The following is a 22,866-nucleotide window of genomic DNA, read 5'->3' as shown; positions in this document are numbered from 1 at the left end:
CGCGGTCAATCCGCCGGCAGCAACTGCAGGCCCAGGTACAGGCTGAGCATGCCTTCCATCCGCAGTGGGTCCACCTCGCCGACTTCGGCGATGCGTTCCAGCCGGTAGCGCAGGCTGTTGCGGTGAATCCCCAGGGCGTCGGCACAGGCCTGGCTTTGCCCGTCGTGGGCGCACCAGGCGCGCAAGGTGGCGAGCAACTGGCCGCTGGCATCCTTGGCGCGGATGCGCTGCAGCGGCTCGAGCAACTCGTCCAGCGCATCGTCGTTGCGATGCCGCCAGAGCAGCGCCGGCAAACGGTAACGGGCCAGGCTCAGCAAGCGCTCTGCAGGCAGCACTTCACGGCCGTAGGCCAACAGGTCGCGCACCCGCCGGTAACCGCGGCGCAGCTGTTCGAGACTTTGCGCCGGGCTGCCCAGCGCCAGGCGCTCGACCTCCCAGCCATGGCGCCGCAGGCGTTCGAGCAGACGGGCTTCATCCAGCACGCCGGCAAGCGGACGGCACCATAGCAGCGACTGGCGCGCCGGGCTCACGCACCAGCTGTCCGGGTAACGGCTCATCAACCAGGCCGAAAGGGCCTCGGCGGGCGGCCCGCTGTGCAGCTCGAACAAGCAGGGAACACGCGGCAGGTTGGGCTTGAGGCCCAACTGCCGGGCCTCATCGACCAGCCGCGGCGATTCACCGCTGCCACCGAGCAGCAACGCCAGCAGATCGTCGCAGCGCTGGCGGCGCCATTGCTGCTCCACCTGCAGATGGCGCTGGGCCAGCAGCATTTCGGCGGTCATGCGCACCAGCTCGCCGTAGGTGCGCAGTTGCTGCGGATCGCCGGTCAGGCCAAGCACGCCGATCAGGCGGCCATCGAGCAGCAGTGGCAGGTTCACGCCGGGCTGCACGCCCTTGAGGCATTTGGCCGCCTCGCCATCCAGCTCGACGATGCGGCCGTTGGCCAACACCAGCTGGGCGCCTTCGTGGCGGGTGTTGATGCGTTCGGGCTCGCCACTGCCGAGGATCAACCCCTGGCTGTCCATCACGTTGACGTTGCATGGCAGGATGGCCATCGCCCGGTCGACGATGTCCTGGGCGAGGTCGTGGTCGAGCTCGAACATGAAAGGATCCTTAGGCTTTGTTCGGCGGCACAGCGACCTGCCCCTGAGGCTGTGCAAAAGCACAAAGACAGCCGCGCTACACTGCCCGAGACTTTTCCAGGCGAGCGCCGGCACAGGCGACGCGGTGACAACCATAACAACAGAGAACCCGATCATGGCACACAGCCCCGCCCCTGACCAAGGCACCGAGATCACCCGCGACGCGCTGTACCGGCGCATCACCCTGCGGCTGATCCCGTTCATTTTCATCTGCTACCTGTTCAACTACCTCGACCGCGTCAACGTCGGCTTCGCCAAGCTGCAGATGCTCGACGCCCTGAAGTTCAGCGAAACCGTGTACGGCCTCGGCGCCGGCATCTTCTTCATCGGCTACGTGCTCTGCGGCCTGCCCAGCAACCTGGCGCTCAATCGCTTCGGCCCGCGACGCTGGATCGCGTTGATGATGATTGCCTGGGGCAGTCTGTCCACCTGCCTGCTGTTCGTTACCACGCCCACCGAGTTCTATACCCTGCGCCTGCTGACCGGCGCTGCCGAGGCGGGTTTCTTCCCCGGCGTGGTGCTGTACCTCTCGCGCTGGTTCCCGGCGGACCGCCGAGGGCGCATCATGGCGCTGTTCATGTCGGCGATACCGGTGTCCGGCCTGCTCGGCGGGCCGTTCTCCGGCTGGATCCTCGACCACTTCGCCGCGGGCCAGCACGGCCTGGCCGGCTGGCAGTGGATGTTCCTGATCCAGGGCCTGCCCACCGTGGTCCTGGGCGCGCTGGCCATCGTGCTGCTCAGCGACGGCTACCACAAGGCCGCCTGGCTGAGCCCGGCCGAACGCCGCCTGATCGAGGCCGACCTCAAGGCCGATGCCGCTGGCAAACCAGCCACCAGCGGCGACAGCCTGCTCGCGGTGCTGACCAACCCGCTGATCTGGACCTTCGGTTTCGTCTACTTCTGCATCCAGAGCGGGGTCTACGCCATCAACTTCTGGCTGCCGTCGATCATCAAGAACATGGGCTTCGACAATCCGTTGCTGATCGGCTGGCTGAGCGCCATTCCGTACCTGCTGGCCGGGGTGTTCATGATCGTCGTCGGCCGTTCGGCGGACCTGCGCAACGAGCGGCGCTGGCACCTTGTGGTACCGATGCTGATGGGCGCGCTGGGCCTGCTGATCGCGGTGAATTTCGCCGGCAACCCGACCGTTGCCATCCTTGGCCTGTCCATCGCCACCATGGGCGCGCTGACCGGCCTGCCGATGTTCTGGCCGATGCCGACCGCGCTGCTCGGTGCCGGCGCCGCCGTGGCGGGCCTGGCGATCATCAACTCGGTGGGGCAGATGGCGGGCTTCCTCAGCCCGTACCTGGTGGGGTTCATCAAGGACCAGACCGGTTCGACCGACGCGGCGCTGTATGCGCTGGCGGGGTTGATCGTGTTCGGCAGCCTGGTGGCGCTGCGGGTTTCGCGCAGCGGCAGCGCTGCGTTGGCACGTGCCCGCTAGGTTGACGCTCTGTGCCGCGAAAGGGCCGCATGGCGGCCCCGGCAATTCATGCGTCGTGGATGAGATCCTGGGGCTGCTTTGCAGCCCTTTCCGGCCGGTCCGACGCCTCGGCAAGGCCGCTCCTACAGGCAGCCCGTTCCAGGTCGTTGTTGACCGAGTGAGGGCCTCAAGGTGTTCGCCGTTAGAGGTGCAGCGCCTGTGAGATCGAGCGCCGCCCGCGCGGCGCATCGCGACGCAAGGCCGCTCCTACATCTGTTTCGGGCCAGTCAATCCTGTGCCATTACCTGGTCCGCCTTGTTGGTACGACGCGGTATCAAGGTGGGCACTGCTGGCGCCTCGCCTGACTTGAGGCATGCGCCAAGGCGGGCAACCATGGCCTGACAGGTTCGGCACGTTGCAACAAATGTAGGAGCGGCCTTGCGTCGCGATGCGCCGCGCGGGCGGCGCTCGGTCTGATAGGCGCTGCACCTCTAACGGCGAACACCTTGAAAGGGACGGCTCCCACAGGGGCACACGACCCTGGCGCTAGTTGCGAGGCTTCCACCCGGCCTCATGCAGCGCCGTCAGCAGCGTATCCCCGTCCAGCGCCGGTACCACCACACCCTTCCTGCCCTGCATCTCGCGTCCCGCCAGCAAGGCATTGACGATCGCCTCTTCCACCGCCTCCGCCGCCGCCAGGAACAGCCCCGAAACATGGTCGTTGTTGAGCATGCTCACCTGGGCGCACTGCTCCAGCCCCTTGCGTGCGTAGTCCGCCGCGGGCAGCCCCTGGTTCCCGGTGGAGAACGCCAGGAAGATATCGCCACTGGAGTCCTCGGTACCGCCACCGGTTCGGGCGATGCCGATCGACGCCCGCTGGGCCAGGCGCTGGCACTGGTGCGGCAACAGCGGCGCGTCGGTGGCGATCACCACCACGATCGAGCCCATGCCTGGCGTGCCGCTCGCAGGTTCGGCGAACGGCGATGGCAAGTGCCTCAACTGGCGCCCGACCGGATAACCATCCACCCGCAGCTCGCGACGCTGACCGTGGTTGGCCTGGACCAGGGCGCCGACCGTCCAGCCCCCCTGCTCATCGCTCAAGCGCCGCGAGGCCGTGCCGATCCCGCCCTTGAACTCGTGGCAGATCATCCCCGTGCCACCGCCCACCGCACCTTCCTCGACCATGCCCGCAGCCGCGCCATCCAGTGCCTGGCGCACCAGCCCCGGCGTCACGTGCTGGCCCCAGATGTCGTTGAGCAGCCCGTCGTAGGTTTCCATCACCACCGGCATGCACCAGTACACCGCGTCATCGGCCAGGCGCTCGCGCTCGGCGGCGATCAGCGTATCGCGCACCACACCGACACTATGGGTGTTGGTGATGGCGATCGGCGTGCTCAGCAGGCCCGCCTCGCGAATCCACTCAAGCCCGGTGGCATCGCCATTGCCGTTGAGCACATGGCAACCGGCGAAGCACGGCGACAGGCGGGCCGGCCCCGGGCGCGGCTCGATGACGGTGACCCCGGTGCGGATCGGTGCCGGTCGCTGTTCGTCGATCAGGGTGCTGTGGCCGACCCGCACCCCCGGTACATCGGTAATGGCATTGAGCGGGCCTGGATTGCCGTGGCCGAGGGTAATGCCCAGTTGACGCGCACGCATGTGTACTCCTTGGATTTCACAATTTCTGGAAGGTCGGGCTGAGCCGGCCGTGGGTGCTGTACAAGGTCACCGAAACCGCCAGCAGCCCGAGCATGATCAACAGGTCGCGCAACGACGCCTCGCGCAGCAGGGTCACCAGCAGCCAGCCGGCGCCGCTGACCGCCAGCAGTGCCGGCAACGGCCACAGCGGCATGCGGTACGGGTGTTCGCGGTCGCGGCGCAGCACCCGGCTGCACAGGGCGCAGGACGCCACCACCAGGTAGATCAGCAGCAACAGCAGCACGGTGAACGAGGTCAGGTCCTCCAGGCTGCCGGACAAACTCAGCAGCGCCGACGGTATGGCCAGGAACAGGGTCGCCAGCCACGGCGACTCCCAGCGCGGATGGATCACCGTGAACGCACGGTTGAGCGCAGGGGTCCAGATCGCGTCGCGACCGCTGCTGTACACCACCCGGCCGACCTGGATGACGATCGCCACGATGGCGTTGAACACCGACAGGAAGATCCCCGCGCTGACCAGCCGTGCCAGGGTCTCGTTGCCATGGGCGGTCAGCAGGTAACCGATCGGGTCGCCACTGGCCAGCATCGCCTGCAGCGACGGCGCGCCGATCAGCAGCGCCGCCAGCGGGATCACCTCGATGGCGACCACCACCAGCAGCGACCACAGTACCGCCCGGTGCACGGTGCGCCCCCGGTCTTTCATGTCCTCGGCCAGCAGCACCGCGCCACCGTAGCCATTGAAGGCGAACAGCGCCATGCCCACCGCGCCCAGCACCAGCGCCCAGGGCGCGACCACCAGCGTGCCCTGTTCGAGCATCTGCGGTTGCAGCAGGCTGGCCACCGGCTGGCTGGCGTTGCCGAAGCCGAGCAGCACGATCACCAGCAACGCGGCGACCTCGCAGAACAGGAACAGGCCGGTGATCCAGGCGTTCAGGCGGATATTGAGGATGCCTAGCGCATAGCTAGAGACCACGATCACCAACGCCACCGCCTGGGTGTCGAAGCGCGTGCCCAGGGCGTTGTTGAGGTAGGTGGCGGCGCCTGCGGCGAGCACTGGCGGGATGAACAGCATCGAGGCCAGCACGGTGAGAAAGGTGGCGTAGCCGGCCAACCCACCGAACACCCGCTTGGCATACACGTACTCGCCGCCTGCCGAGCTGTGGGCCCGCCCGAGCTCGGCGTAGCACCAGGCGAACATCAGCGCCAGCACCGCGGCCATGAGAAAGGATAGGAAGGCGCCGCTGCCGGCCTGCTGGATGGCGAACGGGGCGATGACGAACACGGAGCTGGCCGGGGTAACCGCCGACACGGTGATGGCGACCACATCGAACACGCCCAGGCGCTGCTTGAGTGCGCTCGCGGGCTCTTCGCTGGAGCTCATGGCGTTTTTCCTCTGGTTGTTATTGGTTGTGAGGGGAAAACCGGTCACGCGGCCGCTGGACCTGGGCTGGACTGTAGGCCGGGAAGGCGCGGCGGCCAATTACCCTATGGGGGTACGCCCCTTGACGAGGCGTGGAAAACCCTCCAAGACTGCCTGGGCCTCTTCGCGGGTGAACCCGCTCCCACACGAGCCCTTGCATGCACAACCTGTTCAGTGAAACCAGCGCCCACGCGGGCCTGGCCCGCACCATCGAGCAGATCGGCCAGCCGCGCTTCTGGCGGCAGTTGATCCTGCTGCTGCAGCACTGGCTGCCCTTCGACAACGCCCTGGCTATGCACTACCCGCGCGACGGCCTGCCTCGCGCGCTGGAGATCTTCGACGCCCGTGGCGAGGGCAATCCCGAGGCCATGGCCCTGTATCTGAGCGGCCTGTACCAGCTCGACCCGTTCTACCAGGCTTGCCAGGAGCGCATCGGCGATGGCCTGCACCGCCTGGAAGAAGTGGCTCCGGACCAGTTCCGCCAGAGCGAGTACTACCTCAAGTATTTCCACGACCATGTGCTGGAGGACGAGGTGCAGTTCATCCTGCAGCTGGGCGATGCTGGCGCGCTGTCACTGTCGCTGGGCACGCGCGAGCGCTTCGACACGGCGCGCCATGGTCTGTTGACGGTGGTCAGCCCTTGGGTCCTGGCGCTGATGGGCCAGCACTGGCAGCGCCATGGCCAGCGCCCGGCTCCGGCAATGGTGCGCGATGCCATGAGCCTGTTCGGGGCGAAGGTGTTGTCCGAGCGCGAGCTGGAGATTGCCCGGCTGATCCTGCGGGGGTATTCATCGAAAGCCATGGCCGAGCGGCTGGCCATTTCGCCGGAGACCATCAAGGTGCATCGCCGGCATCTGTACGCCAAGCTGGACATCTCGTCGCAGCCGGAGCTGTTCTCGCTGTTCCTGCAATCGCTGGGGCACGATCCGCAGGATCCTTGAGCATTATCGCGGGGCAAGCCCGCTCCCACGGGATTCGGTGGGAGCGGGCTTGCCCCGCGATGGGGCCTTCAGCGCTTGCCGACCATTCCCGCCACGCGATCCACCGCGATCCGCGTCTTCTCCACCAGTTCATCGAGCTCCGAGCGGCTGGCCACCAGCGCCGGCGCCATGATCATCCGCCCCAGCGTCGAGCGAATGATCACCCCCTCCTCGAACCCGAACGTGCGGCACTGCCAGGCCAGGTCGTTCTCGTTGGCGAAACGCTTGCGCGTGGCCTTGTCCTCGGCGAACTGCAGCGCCGCCACCAGGCCGGTGCCCTGGACCTCGCCGATCAGCGGATGGTCGGCGAACACCTCGCGCAGGATGCGCTGCAGGTACGGCCCGGTATCGTCCTTGACCTGGCGCACGATACCCTCGTCACGCAGCGCCTTGAGGTTGGCCACGGCCACCGCCGCGGCTACCGGGTGCCCGGAGTAGGTCAGGCCATGGGCGAACACCCCGCCCCGCTCCACCAGCGCCTCGGCAATGCGCTTGCTCAGCACCAGGCCACCCATGGGCACATAGCCACTGGTCAGGCCCTTGGCGATGGACAGGGTGTCGGGCTCGAAGCCGAAATGCTGGTGGGCGAACCACTCACCGGTGCGGCCGAAGCCGCCGATCACCTCGTCGGCGCACAGCAGCACGTCGTACTGGCGGCAGATGCGCTGGATCTCGGGCCAGTAGCTTTGCGGCGGGAAGATCATGCCACCCGCGCCCTGGAATGGCTCGGCGATGAAGCCGGCAACGTTCTCGGCCCCAAGCTCGAGGATCTTCTCTTCGAGCTGCAAGGCGCAGCGACGACCGAATTCGGCCGGAGTGAGGTCGCCGCCCTCGGCGAACCAGTAAGGCTCGTCGATATGCGCCACATCCGGGATCAGCCCGCCCATCTCGTGCATGAACTTCATGCCGCCCAGCGCCGTGGCCGCCAGGGTCGAGCCGTGGTAGCCATTCCAGCGGCCGATCATGACCTTCTTCTGCGGCTTGCCGACCACCTGCCAATAGCGGCGCACGGTGCGGATCAGCACTTCGTTGGCCTCGGAGCCGGAGTTGGTGTAGATGGCGTGGCTGTAGTGCCCCGGCAGCAGGCTGAACAGCAGCTCGGACAGCTCGATCACCGCCGGGTGGGTGGTGTGGAAAAACATGTTGTAGTAGGCCAGCTGGTCCATCTGCGCGGCGGCGGCGGCGGTCAGGTCCTTGCGGCCATAGCCGAGCTGGGTGCACCACAGGCCGGACATGCCGTCCAGGTAGCGACGCCCGTCGTTGTCCCACAGGTACAGGCCCTCGCCACGGGTGATCACCCGTGGCCCCTCGGCGTTGAGCGCTTTCTGGTCGAGGAAGGCGTGGATGTGGTGGGCCGCGTCGCTGGCCTGGTAGTCGCGGGTGTCGCGCTTGGCGGTGAAAGGTGCGTTCATGGTTGTTCTCCTCGGATGAAGGTCAGCGCAGCTGGATCCAGGTGGTCTTGAGCTGGGTGTACTTGTCGAACGAGTGCAGCGACAGGTCGCGGCCAAAGCCGGACTGGCGGCCACCGCCGAAGGGCACGCTCACATCGAGCGCGTCGACGGTATTGACCGAGACGGTGCCGGCCTTCAGGCGTCGGGCCACGCGGTGGGCGCGGTTGAGGTCGTCGCTCCAGACCGACGCGGCCAGGCCGTAGACGCTGTCGTTGGCCAGCGCGATGGCCTGTTCCTCGTCATCGAAGGCGCTCACCGCCAGCACGGGGCCGAAGATCTCTTCGCGGGCCAGGGCCATGTCCGGGCGCACCTCGCTGAAGATCGTCGGCGTGATGAAGTTCTGCGAGCCGTTCACGCTCAGGCGTTCGCCGCCGCACAGCAGGCGCGCGCCCTGCGCCCGGCCCTGGGCGATGGCCGCCTCGATGCGCGCGGTCTGGCTGGCATCGACGATGGCGCCGGCGCGGCTGGCCGGATCCAGCGGATCGCCCGGCAGCCATTGGCGGGCCTTGTCGATCAAGCGCTCGACGAACGCGTCGTGAATCGAGCGTTGCACGTACAGCCGTGAATTGGCCGAACACACCTCGCCCTGGTTGAAGAAGATGCCGAAGGCCGCTTTCTGCGCCGCCAGGTCCAGGTCGCGGCAGTCGTCGAACACCAGGTTCGGGCTCTTGCCACCGCATTCCAGCCACACCTGCTTGAGGTTCGACTGCGCCGAGTACTGCATGAAGTACTTGCCCACCTGGGTCGAGCCGGTGAACACCAGGCAGTCCACGTCCGGATGCAGCCCCAGGGCGCGGCCAGCGCTTTCACCCAGGCCCGGCACGACATTGAACACGCCTTCCGGCAGTCCGGCTTCGAGGGCCAGTTCGGCCAGGCGCAGGGCCGAGAACGGCGACTGCTCGGCGGGCTTGAGCACCACGCTGTTGCCCGCGGCCAGGGCCGGTGCCACTTTCCAGGCGGCCATGTCCAGCGGGAAGTTCCACGGCACCACGGCGCCGACCACGCCCAGCGCCTCGCGGGTGATCATGGCCACGGCGCTGCCAGCGGTAGGCGCCACCTGGTCGTAGAGCTTGTCCAGCGCCTCGCCATACCAGGCGAATACCTGCGCCGCGCCGGGCACATCGATGGTGTAGGCATCCATCACCGGCTTGCCCATGTTCAGCGAGTCGAGCAAGGCCAGCTCTTCGCGGTGGGCCAGCATCAGCTCGGCCAGGCGCAGCAGCACGCGCTTGCGCTCGGCCGGCGCCATGCGCGCCCAGGGACCGTGTTCGAACGCCTGCCGCGCCGCCCGTACCGCCAGGTCGACCTCGCGATCGGCACAGGCGGCCACCTGGGCCAGGCGTTGCCCGGTCGCCGGGTTGATGGCGTCGAAGGTCGCGCCGTCGAAGGCCGCGACCGGGCGCCCATCGATCAACGCGGTGGTGATGAAGCTTTGCCGTGCAGCGCGCTGCTGCCAATCGCCTTTCGTATGCACGCAGGTCTCCTCGCCGGCCACACGCAGGGCCGGTCATTGTCGTTGTCAGGATGAGGTGAAGCGGTGGCTCAGCGCCTTCGCAGGTAGCTTTCCAGCGGGTCCTTGCCCAGCCCTTCCTGGGCCTGGGCCAGCGAGGCGATGAACAGCGAGAACAGTTCGGCCTGGGTGGCGATGTCCAGCTTGGCGTAGAGGTTCTTGCGGTGGGTCTTGACGGTGTCTTCGCTGATCCCCAGGCGCTCGGCCAGCGAGCGCGTGGAGTGGCCACGCAGCAGGTACTGGGCGATGTGGCACTCGCGCTCGGTGAGCAGCGAGGCGCCGAAGTTGTTCAGCGCCGCGTTGATCTGCCGCCCCAGCGCGCTCTCGAAGCGCCCGCCCAGCGCCCCGCCGCCCAGGTGTCCCCAGTGCCGACGCACCACCGCAACCACCCAGGCGGCGATGCACTTGAGCTCGGCCACCTGGCGGCTGCCCAGGCGCCGGGTGCTGCCCAGGGCCACGGCGATGGCCACCTGGTCGTCCAGCGGCACCAGGTAGTTGAGCTCATCTTCCAGGTGGGCGTGCTGGTAGAACGCGGTGTAGTACTCGCTGCGCTTGAAATGGTCGGGAGCGACGTCGCTCAGGCGATAGCAGCCTGCCGCCACGCCATCCATGCAGGCGCGGTAGAACGGGCACAGCAGGTAGTAGCCTTCGAGGTACTTCTGCACATTGCCCTCGGGCAGCCACGGCCCCTCGTCGTCCTTGGCGAACAGGGCCGACGGCAGGCCCGTGCGCGGGTAGAGAAATACCGTGATGGCCTGGCATGGCGCCAGGCTGTTGAGCGCGGCGAACAGCTGGTCGACGAAGCCGGGCGTGCCAATGGCATCGACCACGCGGGCTATCTGCGCGTACCAGTCGGGAGAGTTCAGCCGGGCTCTGTTCATTGTTGTCGTCCGCGCCAGGGAAAGTACGGAACGGATTGTTTCATGGGGGCGGCGCGTCGGCCATCACCCTTCGGGGTGAGCGCCGACGCCTGGCTCGGTCCGCAGCTCCTCGATGCTGATCTCGCGCATCCTGAATTTTTGCACCTTGCCGGTGACCGTCATCGGGAACGCGTCGACGAACCGCCAATGACGCGGCACCTTGAAATGCGCGATGCGTGCCCGCGCCCATTCGCGCAGCTCCTCCTCGCCCAGCACATGCCCGGGGTGCAGGCGGATCCAGGCGACGATTTCTTCACCGTACTTGCTGCACGGGATGCCGATCACCTGCACGTCCGCCACCGCCGGGTGGGTGAAGAAGAACTCCTCCAGCTCTCGCGGATAGATGTTCTCGCCGCCACGGATGATCATGTCCTTGCTGCGCCCGACGATGCGCACATAACCTTCGTCGTCCATCACCGCCAGGTCGCCGGTGTGCATCCAGCCCTCGCTGTCGATGCTTTCGGCGGTGGCCTTGGAGTTGTTCCAGTAGCCGAGCATCACACTGTAGCCGCGGGTACACAGCTCGCCGATCTCACCGCGAGGCAGCGTGCGTCCTGCATGGTCGATCACCTTGTTTTCCAGCCACGGCTGGGTACGACCAACGCTGGTCACCCGACGCTCCAGGTCGTCGGCGGCGCCGGTCTGCAGCGACACCGGGCTGGTCTCGGTCATGCCGTAGGCAATCTGTACCTCGGCCATGTGCAGCTCGTCGATCACCCTACGCATCACCTCGATCGGGCAGGTGGCGCCGGCCATGATGCCGGTGCGCAAGCTGGACAGGTCGAATTCGGGGCGGCGTGGGTGATCCAGCTCGGCGATGAACATGGTCGGCACGCCGTACAGCGCGGTGGCGCGCTCCTCGGCCACGGCCTGCAGGGTGAGCAGCGGATCGAAGGCGTCGTTGGGGTAGATCAGGGTACTGCCGTGGGTCATGCAGCCGAGGTTGGCCATGACCATGCCGAAACAGTGGTACAGCGGCACCGGCACCACCAGCCGGTCGTGCTCGGTCAACCCAAGGCTTTCACCGACCATGTAGCCGTTGTTGAGGATGTTGTGGTGGCTGAGGGTCGCGCCCTTGGGGAAGCCGGTGGTGCCGGAGGTGTACTGGATGTTGATCGGCTCGTGCCGGTGCAGGCTGGCCTGGCGCGCGGCCAGTTGCCCGGTGTCGGTTTCGCCGGCGCGGGCCTGCAACGCCGACCAGCCCAGGAAGCCTTTGGCTGGCGTGGCGGCCAGGCTGATGACCCCGCGCAGCTCGGGCAGGCGCGCGCTTTGCAGCTCGCCCGGCCGGCAGGCGCCAAGCTCGGGCGCCAGGTCCAGCAGCATGGCGTGGTAATCGGAGGTCTTGAAGGCATCGGCGCAGACCACCCACTGGCAGGCCGATTGGCCCAGGGCGTACTCCAGTTCGCTGCTGCGATATGCCGGGTTGATGTTGACCAGGATCGCGCCGATCTTGGCGCTGGCGAACTGGGTGATGCACCACTCGGCGCAGTTGGGTGCCCAGATGCCCAGGCGATCGCCAGTCTGCAGGCCCAGGGCCATCAGGGCGCGGGCGTGCTGGTCGACAGCGTCTGCCAGCTGCCGCCAGGTGTAGCGCAGGTGCTGGTGGCGGACCACCAGGGCTTCGCGGTCGGGGAAGCGGGCGACGGTGGCGTCGAAGGCGTCGCCGATGCAGTGGGTGAGCAATGGAATGGCTTTTGAGCCTTGAGTGTGGCTGGGCTGGGGCATGGGGGCTCTCTTGTTGTGCGGTCCCTGTAGGAGCGGCCTTGTGCCGCGAAAGGGCTGCAAAGCAGCCCCAATCTCGCTGTGACGCTGAAATCGCCGGGGCCGCTGCGCGCCCCTTTCGCGACACAAGGCCGCTCCTACAGGGGATGCTTAATCCTGGTCGGCTAGCGGATGAACACCTGCGGCGTGGTGGTCGACATGTCGCCACCGGGCAGCTTGATATTCCCCACCTTCTCCAGCGTATTCGGGTCGAACACCGCCAGGTCATTGAAGGTGCCGCCCAGGTAGAGCTTGTCGCCGGCCTTGTCGAAGGTCACGCAGTAGTAGGTATGGTCGAGGTTGGCGGCCTTGACCAGTTTCTTCTGCCGGATGTCGTAGCGGGCCAGGCGGTTGAGCACGCCGTACATCTGGTTCGGGTCCTTGGGCGAGCGCAAGCCGGTGAAGTACAGCTCGGTCAGCTCGGCGAACTCCTGGGTGTGGGCCTTGCCGGTCTTCAGGTCGATGCTCAGGTAGCCGTACAGCGGCTCGGCGCTGGCCGGGTCCTGCTTGGCATCCTTGAACTTCGCAATGGTGTAGAGCATCGAGAACTCATGCAACGAACTCTGGTGCGGCCAGAAGTACAGCACGTCGGGGGCGCTGTAGCCTGGGCGGTTCCAGCTGCGCAGCGGCAGCGCGACGCTGTACTTGCCGGTGTTCACGTCCATTTTGTAGATGTCCGGCCCGGCCACGTACAGGCTGCCGTCGTCGCCGGCGCGCATCAGGTACACCTGGCGCGGCATCGGGAAGCTGCGCACGGGCTTGGCGTTAAGGCCATCGGCGGTACTGAAGACCTCCAGGCGCGGCGGCTTGACCACGTAGTGATCGTTCAGGCGCTGGGTCGGGTTGACCGTGGCGTACACCTCTTTGCCGTCGGGGCTGATGGCGAACGAGTACATCGCCTTGCCGACCTCGCCCGGCACGCTGGAGAGGCTGGCGTGGAAGGTGGCCCTGCAGCTGTCCAGGTCGATGCCGTAGATGTCCGCGTAGTGGTTGTTCAGCACATAGGCGGTGCGATTGTCCGGCGCCATCATGGCCGTGCCCGGGCCGAATGCATCGGGCAGGCGACAGGTCTTGTACAGCGTGTCGCTGGCCACCTCGACCACGTGCAGGTTGTTCGGGTAGTTGGTGGCGATCAGGTATTCATGGCCGGCCTTCAAGGCCGGGCCTGCATCATCGGCCTGGGCCGCCCAGGCGCAGGCCGTGGCGGCGACGGTGAGCGCGAGCTGCGCGCAGAATCCAGCTTTCATGCGGTTTCCCCTTGTCGTTCTATTTGTCTTTCGGGAATACGGTGCCGAGGTTGCGCCAGTCTTCGGCGGAGTTGCTCGCCTGGGCGTTCCAGTCCTGGTAGGTGCTCATCATGTCCGGCACCTGGGCCGGCCACCAGCAAGGGTCGGAGCAGCCGTACAGGTCGGCTTCCATCGGCTGGCACAGCGAGCTGACACCGCCGAAGGCGTCCACTTCCCAGCCCGGGTCGGTGGTGGCGGTGCAGCCGGCCACGGCGCTCATGGCCAGCACTTCGTCGACGCGGTCTTCGGCGGCGGCCTGTTCGAGGATGCGCGCCTTGTTGTTCAGCGGTTTGAGGTGCTTCATGTCAGTGCGCCTTCCTGGGAGTGATGTAGCGATCGATGAAGGCCGGGTTGACGGCCATGATGCGGCTGTAGACCTCGATGCCGAAGTCGACCCAGTCGCGCATCAGCTCGCAGTAGTGGTAGGTCGGGTGCTGCGGATCGCCATAGCGGGCGTAGCTCTCGTGGTAGCAGCCGCCGGAACACAGGTTGCGAATGCGGCAGCTGTCGCAGCCGGTGCCGCTGCGGTCCAGACGCTGCGAGAGAAAATCATTGAGCTGCGCCTGCTTCACGCCCTGGTGCACGTTGCCGAAGGTCGGCAGGCTGGAGCCGGTGAAACGGTGGCACAGGTTCAGCTCGCCCTCATGGTCCACCGCCAGCATCTTCAGCCCGGCACCGCATGGCAGGGCCTTCTTGTGGCCTTCGTGGATATCGGTGATCAGCTGGTGCAAGTTGGAGAAACCGATGTTGCGATGCTCCAGTGCCGCCTCCAGGTAGCGTCGGCCCAGGGCCTTCATGTTGGCGAACACCTGCACCAGCTCATCGCCTGTGAGGTTGTAGTCGGCCATGTCGCCGGAGGTCACCGGGGCGAAACCGACCTCGGCGAAACCCAGCTCGTTGAACAGGTGGTTCCAGATGGTCTCGATGTCGGTGATGCCGCGGGTCAGGGTGACCCGCGCGCCCACCGGCCGGCTGCGGTAGCGCGACAGCAGCAGGTCGGCCTTGCGCCGCACCACGTCGTAGGTGCCCTGCCCGCCCACGGTGATGCGGTTGCGGTCGTGCACGGTCTTGGGCCCGTCGATGCTGACGGACAAGCCGAAGCGGTGAGCGTCGAGCCAGTCGACGATCTCTTCAGTAAGCAGCGTGGCGTTGGTGGTCATGATGAACTCGACCTGCTTGCCCGCCTCGGCGAAGCGCCGCTCGCAGTAAGCCACCATGTGCTCGATCAGCGCCCGGTTGGACAGCGGCTCGCCACCGAAGAACACCACGCTGTAGCGCTGCTCGTCGGGCGACTCCTTGAGCAGCATCTCCACCGAGGCCTCGGCGGTGGCCGTGTTCATCTTGCGACCTGCCGACGGCTTGTCGAGGTCTTCCTTGTAGCAGTAGGTGCAGCTCAGGTTGCAGCCGGTGTTGACGTTGAGCACCACGGTGTTCAGCGCCGTGCGCTCGACCTGCTTCAGCGCGATCTCCGGGGTCAGCGGCGAGCCGTCGCTGACCACTTCCAGGGCGATCAGCTCGCGCAAGGTTTCCTCGATGTCCTGCCCGGAAAAGCGCTGGCCCAGGCGCTGTGTCAGCTCTTCGGCCGAACAGCCCTGCTGGCGCAGCGCGTCGATGATGCCGCCGGTCACCGCGTCGGCGGCGAACAGCGAACTGCTGGGGATATGGAACAGCATGCGGTCGGCATCCACCTGCACTTCGTGCAGGTTGCGTTCGACCAGGTTCAGTAGTGCGCCCATGGCGACCTCCCGGGATTCGATGCGTCAGGTTGATGCCTATGGCAGTGGCGGATTGTTCCAGCGTTGCACGGTGACGATCATGTGACCCTCGCCCTGCTGGCCGCCGTCGGCGAGGGTGGCGATCACCTTCAGGTTGCCGGCGTTGTTGGTCATCATCTTGCGCGCGGGGTTGGGCCCCGCCCCGCCCGGCACGAACACGCCGTCGGCCTGCATTTGCCCGGCGAACCTGACGTCCTCGTCCTCGACCGCGCGCTCGTTGAATGGCTCGACCTTCCAGCTGGCCGGCAGGTAGCCGATGCGCAGCGGCTGGCCACTGGCGTCCCTGCCCCAGGCCTCGGCCTCGAAGCGGCCCTGGACCTTGGGCACCGAGGCGCCGTTTTCGCCGATGCGGGCAATGGAGAACGCCGGCACCACCTTGACTTCATCGACCTTGTCGTACACCGCCAGCGTCACACCTTTGAGTGCGCCGACCGACACCTCGCGCTGGCCGGCGGCGGCATCCCTGGCGGCACGTGCCTTGACCCGGATCAGCGTCGGCGTCGATTGCAGAACCTCGGTCACCTCGACGCCCGCACCCAGGTCAGGCTTGCCGGCCAGGTCGCTGCCCACCAGGGTGATCTCACTGTCGCCGCCAGCCTTGATGAACGCCGGCTGCACCGCCAGCAGGCGGCCCTGGCCAGTCTTGGCGGCGCTGAAATCCAGACCGCGCTCGTCGTGCTCTGCCTCGAACATGCGGCCCTTCATCTGGCCGTCGATGGCGGCGAACACCTGACGCAGGTTGGCCTCGCCGACCTTGACGTTGCCGCGCCATTCATAGCCGTTGTAGAGGATCGCCGAGCCGCTGCCATTGAACGGCGTGCCGTCGGCATAGGCCCCCTTGACCTCGACCTTGAAGGTATCGCCCTGCTCGGCGCTGACCGTCATCACCCCGCGCACGTCGCCCTTGGCCAGCATATGGCCGCTGAACGCCCACTGCCCGGCCAGGACCTTGGACTCGGGCCGCGCCTTGAGCCATTCGGCCCAGGCCGGGTCGTCGAGGGGGAAGCGCTTGGCCAGGTCCGGCACCATCTGCTTGAGGGCGATATCCAGCCAGTCGCGGTCGCGGGCCTGGGCCTGGTACTCGAGGGACGGCCACTGGCCGAGGTGGAAGTTGACCAGGTGTTCCCACTCCTGGGCCGGGCGCCGTTGCAGGGCGACCCGGGCGCCGGAGTGACAGCGGCCACACATCTGGCTGAGCTGATCGTCGAAGTGTTCGACGGTGTTCAGCCGGCGCTCCATGGCGTAGCGCACACCTTCGGTCTCACTGGGCGCCAGGCCCTGCTTGTCGGCCAGGTACTTGACCAGGGTGCGGCGGTCGTCGTCGCTTATCGACAGACCATGCATCACCTGCATGCGGGCGATGCTCATCAGCCAGCCTTCGGGGGTCTTGCGCTGGTGGCTGATGCGGCTGTAGCTGTCGTTGCCCTCGGGGATATGGCACCCCATGCACTTGCTCTGCAACAGGCTCGGGCCCTGTTCGGCCGCCATGGCCTGGGCGGACAACAGGGCGGTGGCGACCAGCGCCAGTGTGCCCGCCTGCCGCCGGAGTCGAGTCGTCTTCAAGGTCAGACCTCCACGGTTATTGTTCTTATCGTTATTCGCACGCCTGGGAACTGCGCGGTGCATGTGACAGTGGCGATACAGGAACTGTGCCAGATGAGCTTAACCCTTTGTGCGTCAAAGGGTTGAGCTTAGACCAGGGGCCAAGGCGAGGCAGGTTGGCGGTTAAGGGGCGTGCCATTTCGCGACCAGGTGTTTCACCTTGAGACAGTGTTTTCTGGAGTGGCGGCGGGTGTTCGCCGAAAGAGTTGCAGCGCCTATCAGATCGAGCGCCGCCCGCGCGGCGCATCGCGACGCAAGGCCGCTCCTACATTTGTTGCAACGTGCCGAACCTGTCAGGCCATGGTTGCCCGCCTTGGTGCATGCCTCAAGTCAGGCGAGGCGCCAGCAGTGCCCGCCTTGATACCGCGTCGTGCCAACAAGGCGGACCAGGTAATGGCACTGGAGAGACTGGCCCGAAACAAATGTAGGAGCGGCCTTGCGTCGCGATGCGCCGCGCGGGCGGCGCTCGATCTGATAGGCGCTGCAACCCTTTCGCCAAACCCCTGGCAGCCACACCGCAAACCATGACCCCGCGCCCCTGTCTCACTGCGTCTCAATCTGCGACACCTCGCCCCCATGCCCCCCCCTCGCAACCCCAGACAATCCCCTTTGCCCACGGGCCTTCAGCCAACCGCGCAAGCCTTGGCACGGCCCTTGCCAAGGCACAGGCCACCCCCAAAAGAAAGAGGCTCCGTCTCATGAATACCGAACTGCCGATCCTCCCCGCTACCCGCGCCTTCCTGGCGCGCAAGCTGAAGATGCGTATCGGCGCTGAGTGGCAGGATGCCGCAAGTGGCCAGACCATGACCTTCCGTAACCCGGCCACCGGGGAAGTGCTTGGTGAAGTGCCCTCGGCCCAGGCCCAGGATGTGGACCGTGCGGTACAGGCCGCGCGCCAGGCCTTCGACGACTCGGCGTGGAGCCGCATGCGCCCACGCGAACGGCAGAACCTGCTGTGGCGCCTGGCCGACCTGATGGAGCGCGACGCCCAGCAGCTCGCCGAACTGGAGTGCCTGAACAACGGCAAGAGCGCCGTGGTGGCCAAGGTGATGGACGTGCAGCTGGCCATCGACTTCCTGCGCTACATGGCCGGCTGGGCCACCAAGATCGAAGGCAGCACGGTCGAGCCGTCGATGCCGCTGATGCCCAACGGCGACTTCCACGCCTTCGTCCGTCGCGAGGCGGTGGGCGTGGTCGGCGCCATCGTCGCCTGGAACTTCCCGCTGCTGCTGGCCTGTTGGAAGCTCGGTCCGGCCCTGGCCACCGGTTGCACCATGGTCCTCAAGCCCGCCGACGAAACCCCACTGAGCGTGCTCAAGCTCGCCGAGCTGGTGGACGAGGCCGGCTACCCGGCCGGGGTGCTCAATGTGGTCACCGGCACAGGCCTGAACGCCGGCGCCGCGCTGAGCCGCCACCCAGGCGTGGACAAGCTGACCTTCACCGGCTCCACCGAGGTCGGCAAGCTGATCGGCAAGGCGGCCATGGACAACATGACCCGCGTCACCCTCGAGCTGGGCGGCAAGTCGCCGACCATCGTCATGCCCGACGCCAACCTGCAGGAGGCCGCCGCCGGCGCCGCCACGGCGATCTTCTTCAACCAGGGCCAGGTGTGCTGCGCCGGCTCGCGCCTGTACGTGCACCGCAAGCACTTCGACAACGTGGTGGCCGATATCGCGGGCATCGCCAACGCCATGAAGCTGGGCAACGGCCTGGACGCCTCGGTGCAGATGGGCCCGCTGATTTCGGCCAAGCAGCAGGATCGGGTCACCGGCTACATCGACCTGGGGCGTGAGCTGGGCGCGACCATCGCCTGCGGTGGCGAAGGCTTCGGACCGGGCTACTTCGTCAAGCCGACGGTGATCGTCGATGTCGATCAGCGTCATCGCCTGGTGCAGGAAGAGATCTTCGGCCCAGTGCTGGTGGCCATGCCGTTCGACGATATCGACGAAGTGGTGCGCCTGGCCAACGACAACCCCTACGGGCTTGGGGCGAGCATCTGGTCCAACGACCTGGCGGCGGTGCATCGCATGATCCCACGGATCAAGTCCGGGTCGGTCTGGGTGAACTGCCACAGCGCGCTGGACCCGGCGCTGCCGTTCGGCGGCTACAAGATGTCGGGCGTTGGCCGTGAGATGGGCGCGGCGGCGATCGAGCACTACACCGAACTCAAGGCCGTGATGATGAAGCTCTGAGTCTTGCCCTTCGCGGGTAAACCCGCTCCCACAAGCCCCTGTGGGAGCGGGTTTACCCGCGAAGGGCCATCAGCGATAACCCTGCTCGTGCAACCAGCGCGCAACCCGCGCCCGGTGCTCCAGCGTTACCAACTGCTCCAGGCCAATGCCCGCCCGCAGCCCTCGCACCACCGGCGCCAGCTCGACGCCTTGCAGGTGCCATACCCCCAGCGGCTGGTCCGCAGTGACCACCACCTCGGCCTCCTCCACCCAGCCCTCGCGCAACACCGGGCGATGCTCCACTCGCACAGCCTGCCAGTCGGCTACGGCGTGCAGTGCCTGCGTATCCGGCCAGCCCTGGCGCCGCGCCCAGAACGGCTGTGCGCCGCGCTGCGCTTCCTGCGCGTAGAAATCCCGGCCGATGCGGGCGAAGCGCAGGAACAGCTGCTCGACTCGCGCCTGATGGAAGCGCTGCGCCAGGTCCGCCCGTTCCGGCCTTTGCAGCAAGGTGTTGATCACCACCGGCGCCTGCAATGCCGAAGACAAGGACTGGAAGATTCCGTTGCCCGACAGCGGGTCGACCGCCATCGCGGCATCGCCGACCCGCAACCAGTCGGCGCCCGCGCAGGCCCCGGCGAGAATCGCCGTGCTGCTGCGCGCATGCACCTGGGCGGGCGCGAGCGCCTGCTCATCGAACAACTGCGCCACCAATGCCGAACCACGCCGGCGTTCGGCGCAGTATGCCGGCAACCCGGGCTTGCCCGGCAGGTCCACTGCCGCCGCGTCCAGCGTCACTTGCCAGTAGCAACGGCCATCGCTCAACCGTGCCATCCAGGCCCAGCCATCGTCCAGGCTCTCCACCGCCGAAGCCGGCGCGCCGGGCGCGGACTGCCAGAGGTTGAGCAGGCTGACCGTCTCCGGCCCGCGCAGGCGCCCTTCGGCCAGCGGTGCCTGGCGGCCACGGGCCTCGACGAGGAAATCGCCGTGCACGGTGCGGCCATCCTCCAGGCGCACCTGGTGACCGGGGCCGTGCCACGCTTCACGCACCCGCCCCTCGATCAACTCGACACCCGCGCGGCGCAAGTCCTCGCGCAGGGCCTGGTCGAAACGCTGGCGATCGAGCAGACACTCCTGGTTCAGCTTGAGCTGCTGGCCATTCCACCGCACCTGGCGCGTGGCCGGCGTGGTGGCCTGTGCCAGGGCAGCCCCCAGGCCGGCATGGCGCAGGCCCTCCAGCACGCGCTGCGAAACACCTTCCAGCGCGGCGAAGCGGCGCCAATCGGACACCACGCTGACCGGGTACCCCATCCGCCGCAGGCCTAACGCCGTGGCGGCACCGGCAGGGCCGGCACCGAGCACCAGGATGCGCGCCTCAGGCATCGACCGCCCCCTTGCGCTCAGGGCCGGTGAACGCCGCGTCGCTGCGCAACCGCTGCAACAGTGCAGCGCGGCTCATGCCTGGCTCATCACGCAGCAAGGCCGCCAGCTGGCCGCTGAACGCCGCGCAGGCCAGACTGGCCCCCGCCCGGCCATCTTTGCCAACCGGCGCGCCGAAGTCGGCCTGGGCGCTGTCCAGCCACGACCATTGCCCGGGGCCACAACGGGCATCGCCGGTGACACGGATGACCCCCGGATAGCTGGCCGGGTACACAGGTTCCCCCCGCGCCGGGCTGGACGCGCACAGCAGCACGCCAGCGCTGACGGCCTCGCTACAGGCCTGACGCAGCACCGGACGATCCTGGCGCAAGCCCAGGCTCAGGTTGATCACCGTCGCGCCGGCCTCCACCAGCCACAACACGGCCGCCGCCACCTGCAAGGCACTGGTCGTGCCCTGTCCCGCGAACACCTGGGCCAGCAACACCGGCAGGCCGCCAGCCTCGGCACGCAGACTGGCCAGCACGGCGCTGCCATGGCCCAACGCATCCGCCAGGGCATCGCCCTCGCGCAACCTCCCGTCCTCCAGCCAGAAACGCCGCGCATCCAGCAGCGTGCCGGCCTGCTCCGCCGGGCAACCGCTGTCGACCACGCCGATACGCGGCTCAACGGCCATGGTCGCTGGGCTCCTTGACCTGCAGCCGGCCCTCGCGCAGCTCCAGGTGCAGGTCGGCGTCGGCCAGGGTCGAGGCGCGGTGGCTGATCAGAATGCGCGTGCGCCCGCCAAACAGTTGGTCGATGGCGCCGATCACCTCGCGCTCGGTGGCCTCGTCCACCGCCGAGGTGGCTTCGTCCAGCACCAGGATCGCCGGCTGCTGCAACAATGCGCGGGCGATGGCGATGCGTTGCTTCTGGCCGCCAGACAATTGCTGGCCTCGTTCGCCGAGCATGCCGTCGAGGCCCAGCGGCAGGGTTTGCACCAGGCTGTCCAGCCGCGTGAGCCGCACCACTCGCTCAAGATCTTCACGGCCTGCCTGCGGAGTGCCGTAGGCCAGGTTCTGCGCCAGGGTGCCGCGAAACAGCACGATGTCCTGGCTGACCACGGCGATGCGTCGGCGCAAAGCCTGCAGGTCGAGTTCGCGCACATCCACGCCGTCGAGCAGGATGCGCCCGGCATCCGGGTCGTAGAAGCGCTGCAGCAGGTCGATCAGCGTCGACTTGCCGACCCCGGAAGCGCCGCTGATGGCGACCTTGAGGCCAGGCGCCAGGCAGGCGTCGACCCGGTCCAGCACCACGCCCTGGCGTCCTTCGTGGGCAAAACCCACGCCTTCCAGGCGCAGTTCGCCAGGCCCTTGCGGCATGGGCCGCGGGTTGTCGGCCTCGCGCACCGCGACAGCCTCGCGCTTGAGTTCCATCACCCGTTGGAGGCTCACGGCCATGCGCTGTACCGCCACGTACAACCCCAGCAAGCTCTGCACCGGGCCTACGGCCATGCCCATGTAGGTGGAAAAGGCGATCAGCGCGCCCAGTTGCCAGGTGCCCTGGATCACCCACCAGCCGCCGACCAGGAAGGCGCAGGCGCGGCACCAGGAGGTCAGCGTGCCGGGCACCGCCTGGGTGAAGAATTCGCTGACCTGTACCCTGAGCAACTGCCCCATGTAACCCTGGCCCAGCCGATCCAGACGCTCGGCCTCGCGCTGCTGCTGGCCGCTGGCCTGGATGAACTTCATCGCCGGCAGGGTCTCGACCAGGAACGACGACACGTCCGCCGAGCGCTCGCGCAGTGCGCGCACCTCTCGCTCGACCTTGCGCCGCATCCAGCGCAACCACAGCACCTCGATGGGGACCAGCAACGCCAGCAGCAGCGACAGCTGCCAGGACAGCATCAGCATCAAGGCCACCGCGCCGACCAGGCCGATCAGCGCCGATACCGCAGCGAACAACGAGTCCACGGCAAAGCGCTGGATCTCGGCCACGTCGCCATCGAGCCGGGACAGAATGTCACCGGTGCGCCGGCGCCCGTAGAAGGTTGGCGACAGCCGCTGCAGGTGACGGTACAGGTCGTCGCGCAAGGCGAACAGGATGCGCCCGGACAGCCGCGTGTGCAGATAGCGGTTGACGCCGGCCAGCACGGTGCCGAGCAACCCGGCGATGATCATGATCGCGGCCATGTGCCAGAGCGTCTGGTAATCCTTGGCCAGCAGGCCCTCGTCGATCAGCGTCTTGACCAGCCAGGGTTGCGCCAGGGCCAGCAGCGAAGCGCCCAGGGACAACCCCAGCAGCACGCCGATGGCGCCACGCTGCGGGCGCACGAAGCCATACAGCCAGGCCAGGGCCTGGCGCATCAGCTGCGGGTCGCTGGACTCGATCAGCCTGGCGAACGGTCCGCCCATGG

17 protein-coding genes are annotated in these 22,866 nt (G+C 67.3%); 3 read left to right on the top strand and 14 right to left on the bottom strand.

All coding sequences use genetic code 11. The features are described 5' to 3' along the window. Nucleotides 1–5: 5 nt before the first annotated feature. On the bottom strand, nt 6–1,103 hold the full coding sequence (locus ACYUME_RS13305; protein ID WP_279883625.1) for a sugar diacid recognition domain-containing protein: 1,098 nt from the start codon (nt 1,101–1,103) through the stop codon (nt 6–8). A gap of 154 nt (nt 1,104–1,257) precedes the next feature. Here ACYUME_RS13305 and ACYUME_RS13300 point away from each other — a divergent pair, with 154 nt between their 5' ends. Next, entirely contained in the window at nt 1,258–2,586 is a 1,329-nt protein-coding gene (locus ACYUME_RS13300; protein WP_279883627.1) for an MFS transporter, read from the top strand. A gap of 525 nt (nt 2,587–3,111) precedes the next feature. On the opposite strand, the gene ACYUME_RS13295 is transcribed toward ACYUME_RS13300, so the two are convergent. Then, nucleotides 3,112–4,221 carry a DmpA family aminopeptidase gene (locus tag ACYUME_RS13295; RefSeq protein WP_460414993.1) on the bottom strand — a complete coding sequence of 370 codons (1,110 nt, stop codon included), beginning with the start codon at nt 4,219–4,221 and terminating at the stop codon, nt 3,112–3,114. 16 nt (nt 4,222–4,237) lie between these two features. Next, complete coding sequence (locus ACYUME_RS13290; protein WP_460414991.1) at nt 4,238–5,602, bottom strand: APC family permease; 1,365 nt, start codon at nt 5,600–5,602, stop codon at nt 4,238–4,240. A 197-nt stretch (nt 5,603–5,799) separates the two neighbouring features. Here ACYUME_RS13290 and ACYUME_RS13285 point away from each other — a divergent pair, with 197 nt between their 5' ends. After that, nucleotides 5,800–6,582 (top strand): helix-turn-helix transcriptional regulator, encoded by a 783-nt coding sequence (locus ACYUME_RS13285; RefSeq protein ID WP_279883633.1) that lies wholly within the window; start codon nt 5,800–5,802, stop codon nt 6,580–6,582. Between the two features lie 68 nt (nt 6,583–6,650). Here ACYUME_RS13285 and ACYUME_RS13280 read toward each other — a convergent pair whose 3' ends face one another. The 8 genes from ACYUME_RS13280 to peaA form a co-directional block, all read right to left on the bottom strand. Continuing rightward, nucleotides 6,651–8,033, bottom strand: a complete 1,383-nt coding sequence (locus ACYUME_RS13280) for an aspartate aminotransferase family protein (RefSeq protein WP_460414988.1) — start codon at nt 8,031–8,033, stop codon at nt 6,651–6,653. A gap of 22 nt (nt 8,034–8,055) precedes the next feature. Beyond that, nucleotides 8,056–9,546 (bottom strand): aldehyde dehydrogenase, encoded by a 1,491-nt coding sequence (locus ACYUME_RS13275; protein ID WP_460414986.1) that lies wholly within the window; start codon nt 9,544–9,546, stop codon nt 8,056–8,058. A gap of 68 nt (nt 9,547–9,614) precedes the next feature. Continuing rightward, the gene (locus tag ACYUME_RS13270; RefSeq protein ID WP_460414984.1) at nt 9,615–10,463 is read right to left on the bottom strand and encodes a helix-turn-helix transcriptional regulator; all 849 of its coding nucleotides are present in this window, start codon (nt 10,461–10,463) and stop codon (nt 9,615–9,617) included. Between the two features lie 63 nt (nt 10,464–10,526). After that, a complete protein-coding gene (locus ACYUME_RS13265) occupies nt 10,527–12,227 on the bottom strand; it encodes an AMP-binding protein (protein ID WP_460414983.1) in 1,701 nt (566 codons plus the stop codon). 161 nt (nt 12,228–12,388) lie between these two features. After that, entirely contained in the window at nt 12,389–13,510 is a 1,122-nt protein-coding gene (gene peaD / locus ACYUME_RS13260) for a quinohemoprotein amine dehydrogenase subunit beta (RefSeq protein WP_460414981.1), read from the bottom strand. A 19-nt stretch (nt 13,511–13,529) separates the two neighbouring features. Further along, nucleotides 13,530–13,853 carry a quinohemoprotein amine dehydrogenase subunit gamma gene (qhpC, locus tag ACYUME_RS13255; RefSeq protein ID WP_028692088.1) on the bottom strand — a complete coding sequence of 108 codons (324 nt, stop codon included), beginning with the start codon at nt 13,851–13,853 and terminating at the stop codon, nt 13,530–13,532. A 1-nt stretch (nt 13,854) separates the two neighbouring features. Further along, nucleotides 13,855–15,285 carry a quinohemoprotein amine dehydrogenase maturation protein gene (gene peaB, locus ACYUME_RS13250; protein WP_460414979.1) on the bottom strand — a complete coding sequence of 477 codons (1,431 nt, stop codon included), beginning with the start codon at nt 15,283–15,285 and terminating at the stop codon, nt 13,855–13,857. 36 nt (nt 15,286–15,321) lie between these two features. Further along, complete coding sequence (peaA, locus tag ACYUME_RS13245; protein WP_460414977.1) at nt 15,322–16,887, bottom strand: quinohemoprotein amine dehydrogenase subunit alpha; 1,566 nt, start codon at nt 16,885–16,887, stop codon at nt 15,322–15,324. 737 nt (nt 16,888–17,624) lie between these two features. Between peaA and ACYUME_RS13240 the strand changes: the two genes are divergently transcribed. Continuing rightward, nucleotides 17,625–19,118, top strand: coding sequence for an aldehyde dehydrogenase family protein (locus ACYUME_RS13240; protein WP_460414976.1), 1,494 nt, complete (start codon nt 17,625–17,627; stop codon nt 19,116–19,118). Between the two features lie 69 nt (nt 19,119–19,187). Here ACYUME_RS13240 and qhpG read toward each other — a convergent pair whose 3' ends face one another. The 3 genes from qhpG to ACYUME_RS13225 are packed head-to-tail and all read right to left on the bottom strand — an operon-like array spanning nt 19,188 to nt 22,864. After that, complete coding sequence (gene qhpG, locus ACYUME_RS13235) at nt 19,188–20,477, bottom strand: flavin-dependent monooxygenase QhpG (RefSeq protein ID WP_460414974.1); 1,290 nt, start codon at nt 20,475–20,477, stop codon at nt 19,188–19,190. After that, on the bottom strand, nt 20,470–21,147 hold the full coding sequence (gene qhpE, locus ACYUME_RS13230) for a subtilisin-like serine protease QhpE (protein WP_460414972.1): 678 nt from the start codon (nt 21,145–21,147) through the stop codon (nt 20,470–20,472). The genes qhpG and qhpE overlap by 8 nt, the downstream gene beginning before the upstream one ends. Continuing rightward, nucleotides 21,137–22,864: an ABC transporter ATP-binding protein gene (locus ACYUME_RS13225; RefSeq protein WP_460414970.1), complete on the bottom strand. Its 1,728-nt coding sequence runs from the start codon at nt 22,862–22,864 to the stop codon at nt 21,137–21,139. Before ACYUME_RS13225 ends, qhpE begins: the two co-directional genes overlap by 11 nt. Between the last annotated feature and the right edge of the window lie 2 nt (nt 22,865–22,866).

Source organism: Pseudomonas sp. microsymbiont 2 (assembly GCF_054788395.1).
This window is presented reverse-complemented; position numbering and strand designations above follow the sequence as displayed.

Coding starts and splice junctions, on each gene's coding strand:
- ACYUME_RS13305 (WP_279883625.1), bottom strand. CDS start 1,103: ATGTTCGAGCTCGACCACGACCTCGCCCAGGACATCGTCGACCGGGCG.
- ACYUME_RS13300 (WP_279883627.1), top strand. CDS start 1,258: ATGGCACACAGCCCCGCCCCTGACCAAGGCACCGAGATCACCCGCGAC.
- ACYUME_RS13295 (WP_460414993.1), bottom strand. CDS start 4,221: ATGCGTGCGCGTCAACTGGGCATTACCCTCGGCCACGGCAATCCAGGC.
- ACYUME_RS13290 (WP_460414991.1), bottom strand. CDS start 5,602: ATGAGCTCCAGCGAAGAGCCCGCGAGCGCACTCAAGCAGCGCCTGGGC.
- ACYUME_RS13285 (WP_279883633.1), top strand. CDS start 5,800: ATGCACAACCTGTTCAGTGAAACCAGCGCCCACGCGGGCCTGGCCCGC.
- ACYUME_RS13280 (WP_460414988.1), bottom strand. CDS start 8,033: ATGAACGCACCTTTCACCGCCAAGCGCGACACCCGCGACTACCAGGCC.
- ACYUME_RS13270 (WP_460414984.1), bottom strand. CDS start 10,463: ATGAACAGAGCCCGGCTGAACTCTCCCGACTGGTACGCGCAGATAGCC.
- ACYUME_RS13265 (WP_460414983.1), bottom strand. CDS start 12,227: ATGCCCCAGCCCAGCCACACTCAAGGCTCAAAAGCCATTCCATTGCTC.
- peaD (WP_460414981.1), bottom strand. CDS start 13,510: ATGAAAGCTGGATTCTGCGCGCAGCTCGCGCTCACCGTCGCCGCCACG.
- qhpC (WP_028692088.1), bottom strand. CDS start 13,853: ATGAAGCACCTCAAACCGCTGAACAACAAGGCGCGCATCCTCGAACAG.
- peaB (WP_460414979.1), bottom strand. CDS start 15,285: ATGGGCGCACTACTGAACCTGGTCGAACGCAACCTGCACGAAGTGCAG.
- ACYUME_RS13240 (WP_460414976.1), top strand. CDS start 17,625: ATGAATACCGAACTGCCGATCCTCCCCGCTACCCGCGCCTTCCTGGCG.
- qhpG (WP_460414974.1), bottom strand. CDS start 20,477: ATGCCTGAGGCGCGCATCCTGGTGCTCGGTGCCGGCCCTGCCGGTGCC.
- qhpE (WP_460414972.1), bottom strand. CDS start 21,147: ATGGCCGTTGAGCCGCGTATCGGCGTGGTCGACAGCGGTTGCCCGGCG.
- ACYUME_RS13225 (WP_460414970.1), bottom strand. CDS start 22,864: ATGGGCGGACCGTTCGCCAGGCTGATCGAGTCCAGCGACCCGCAGCTG.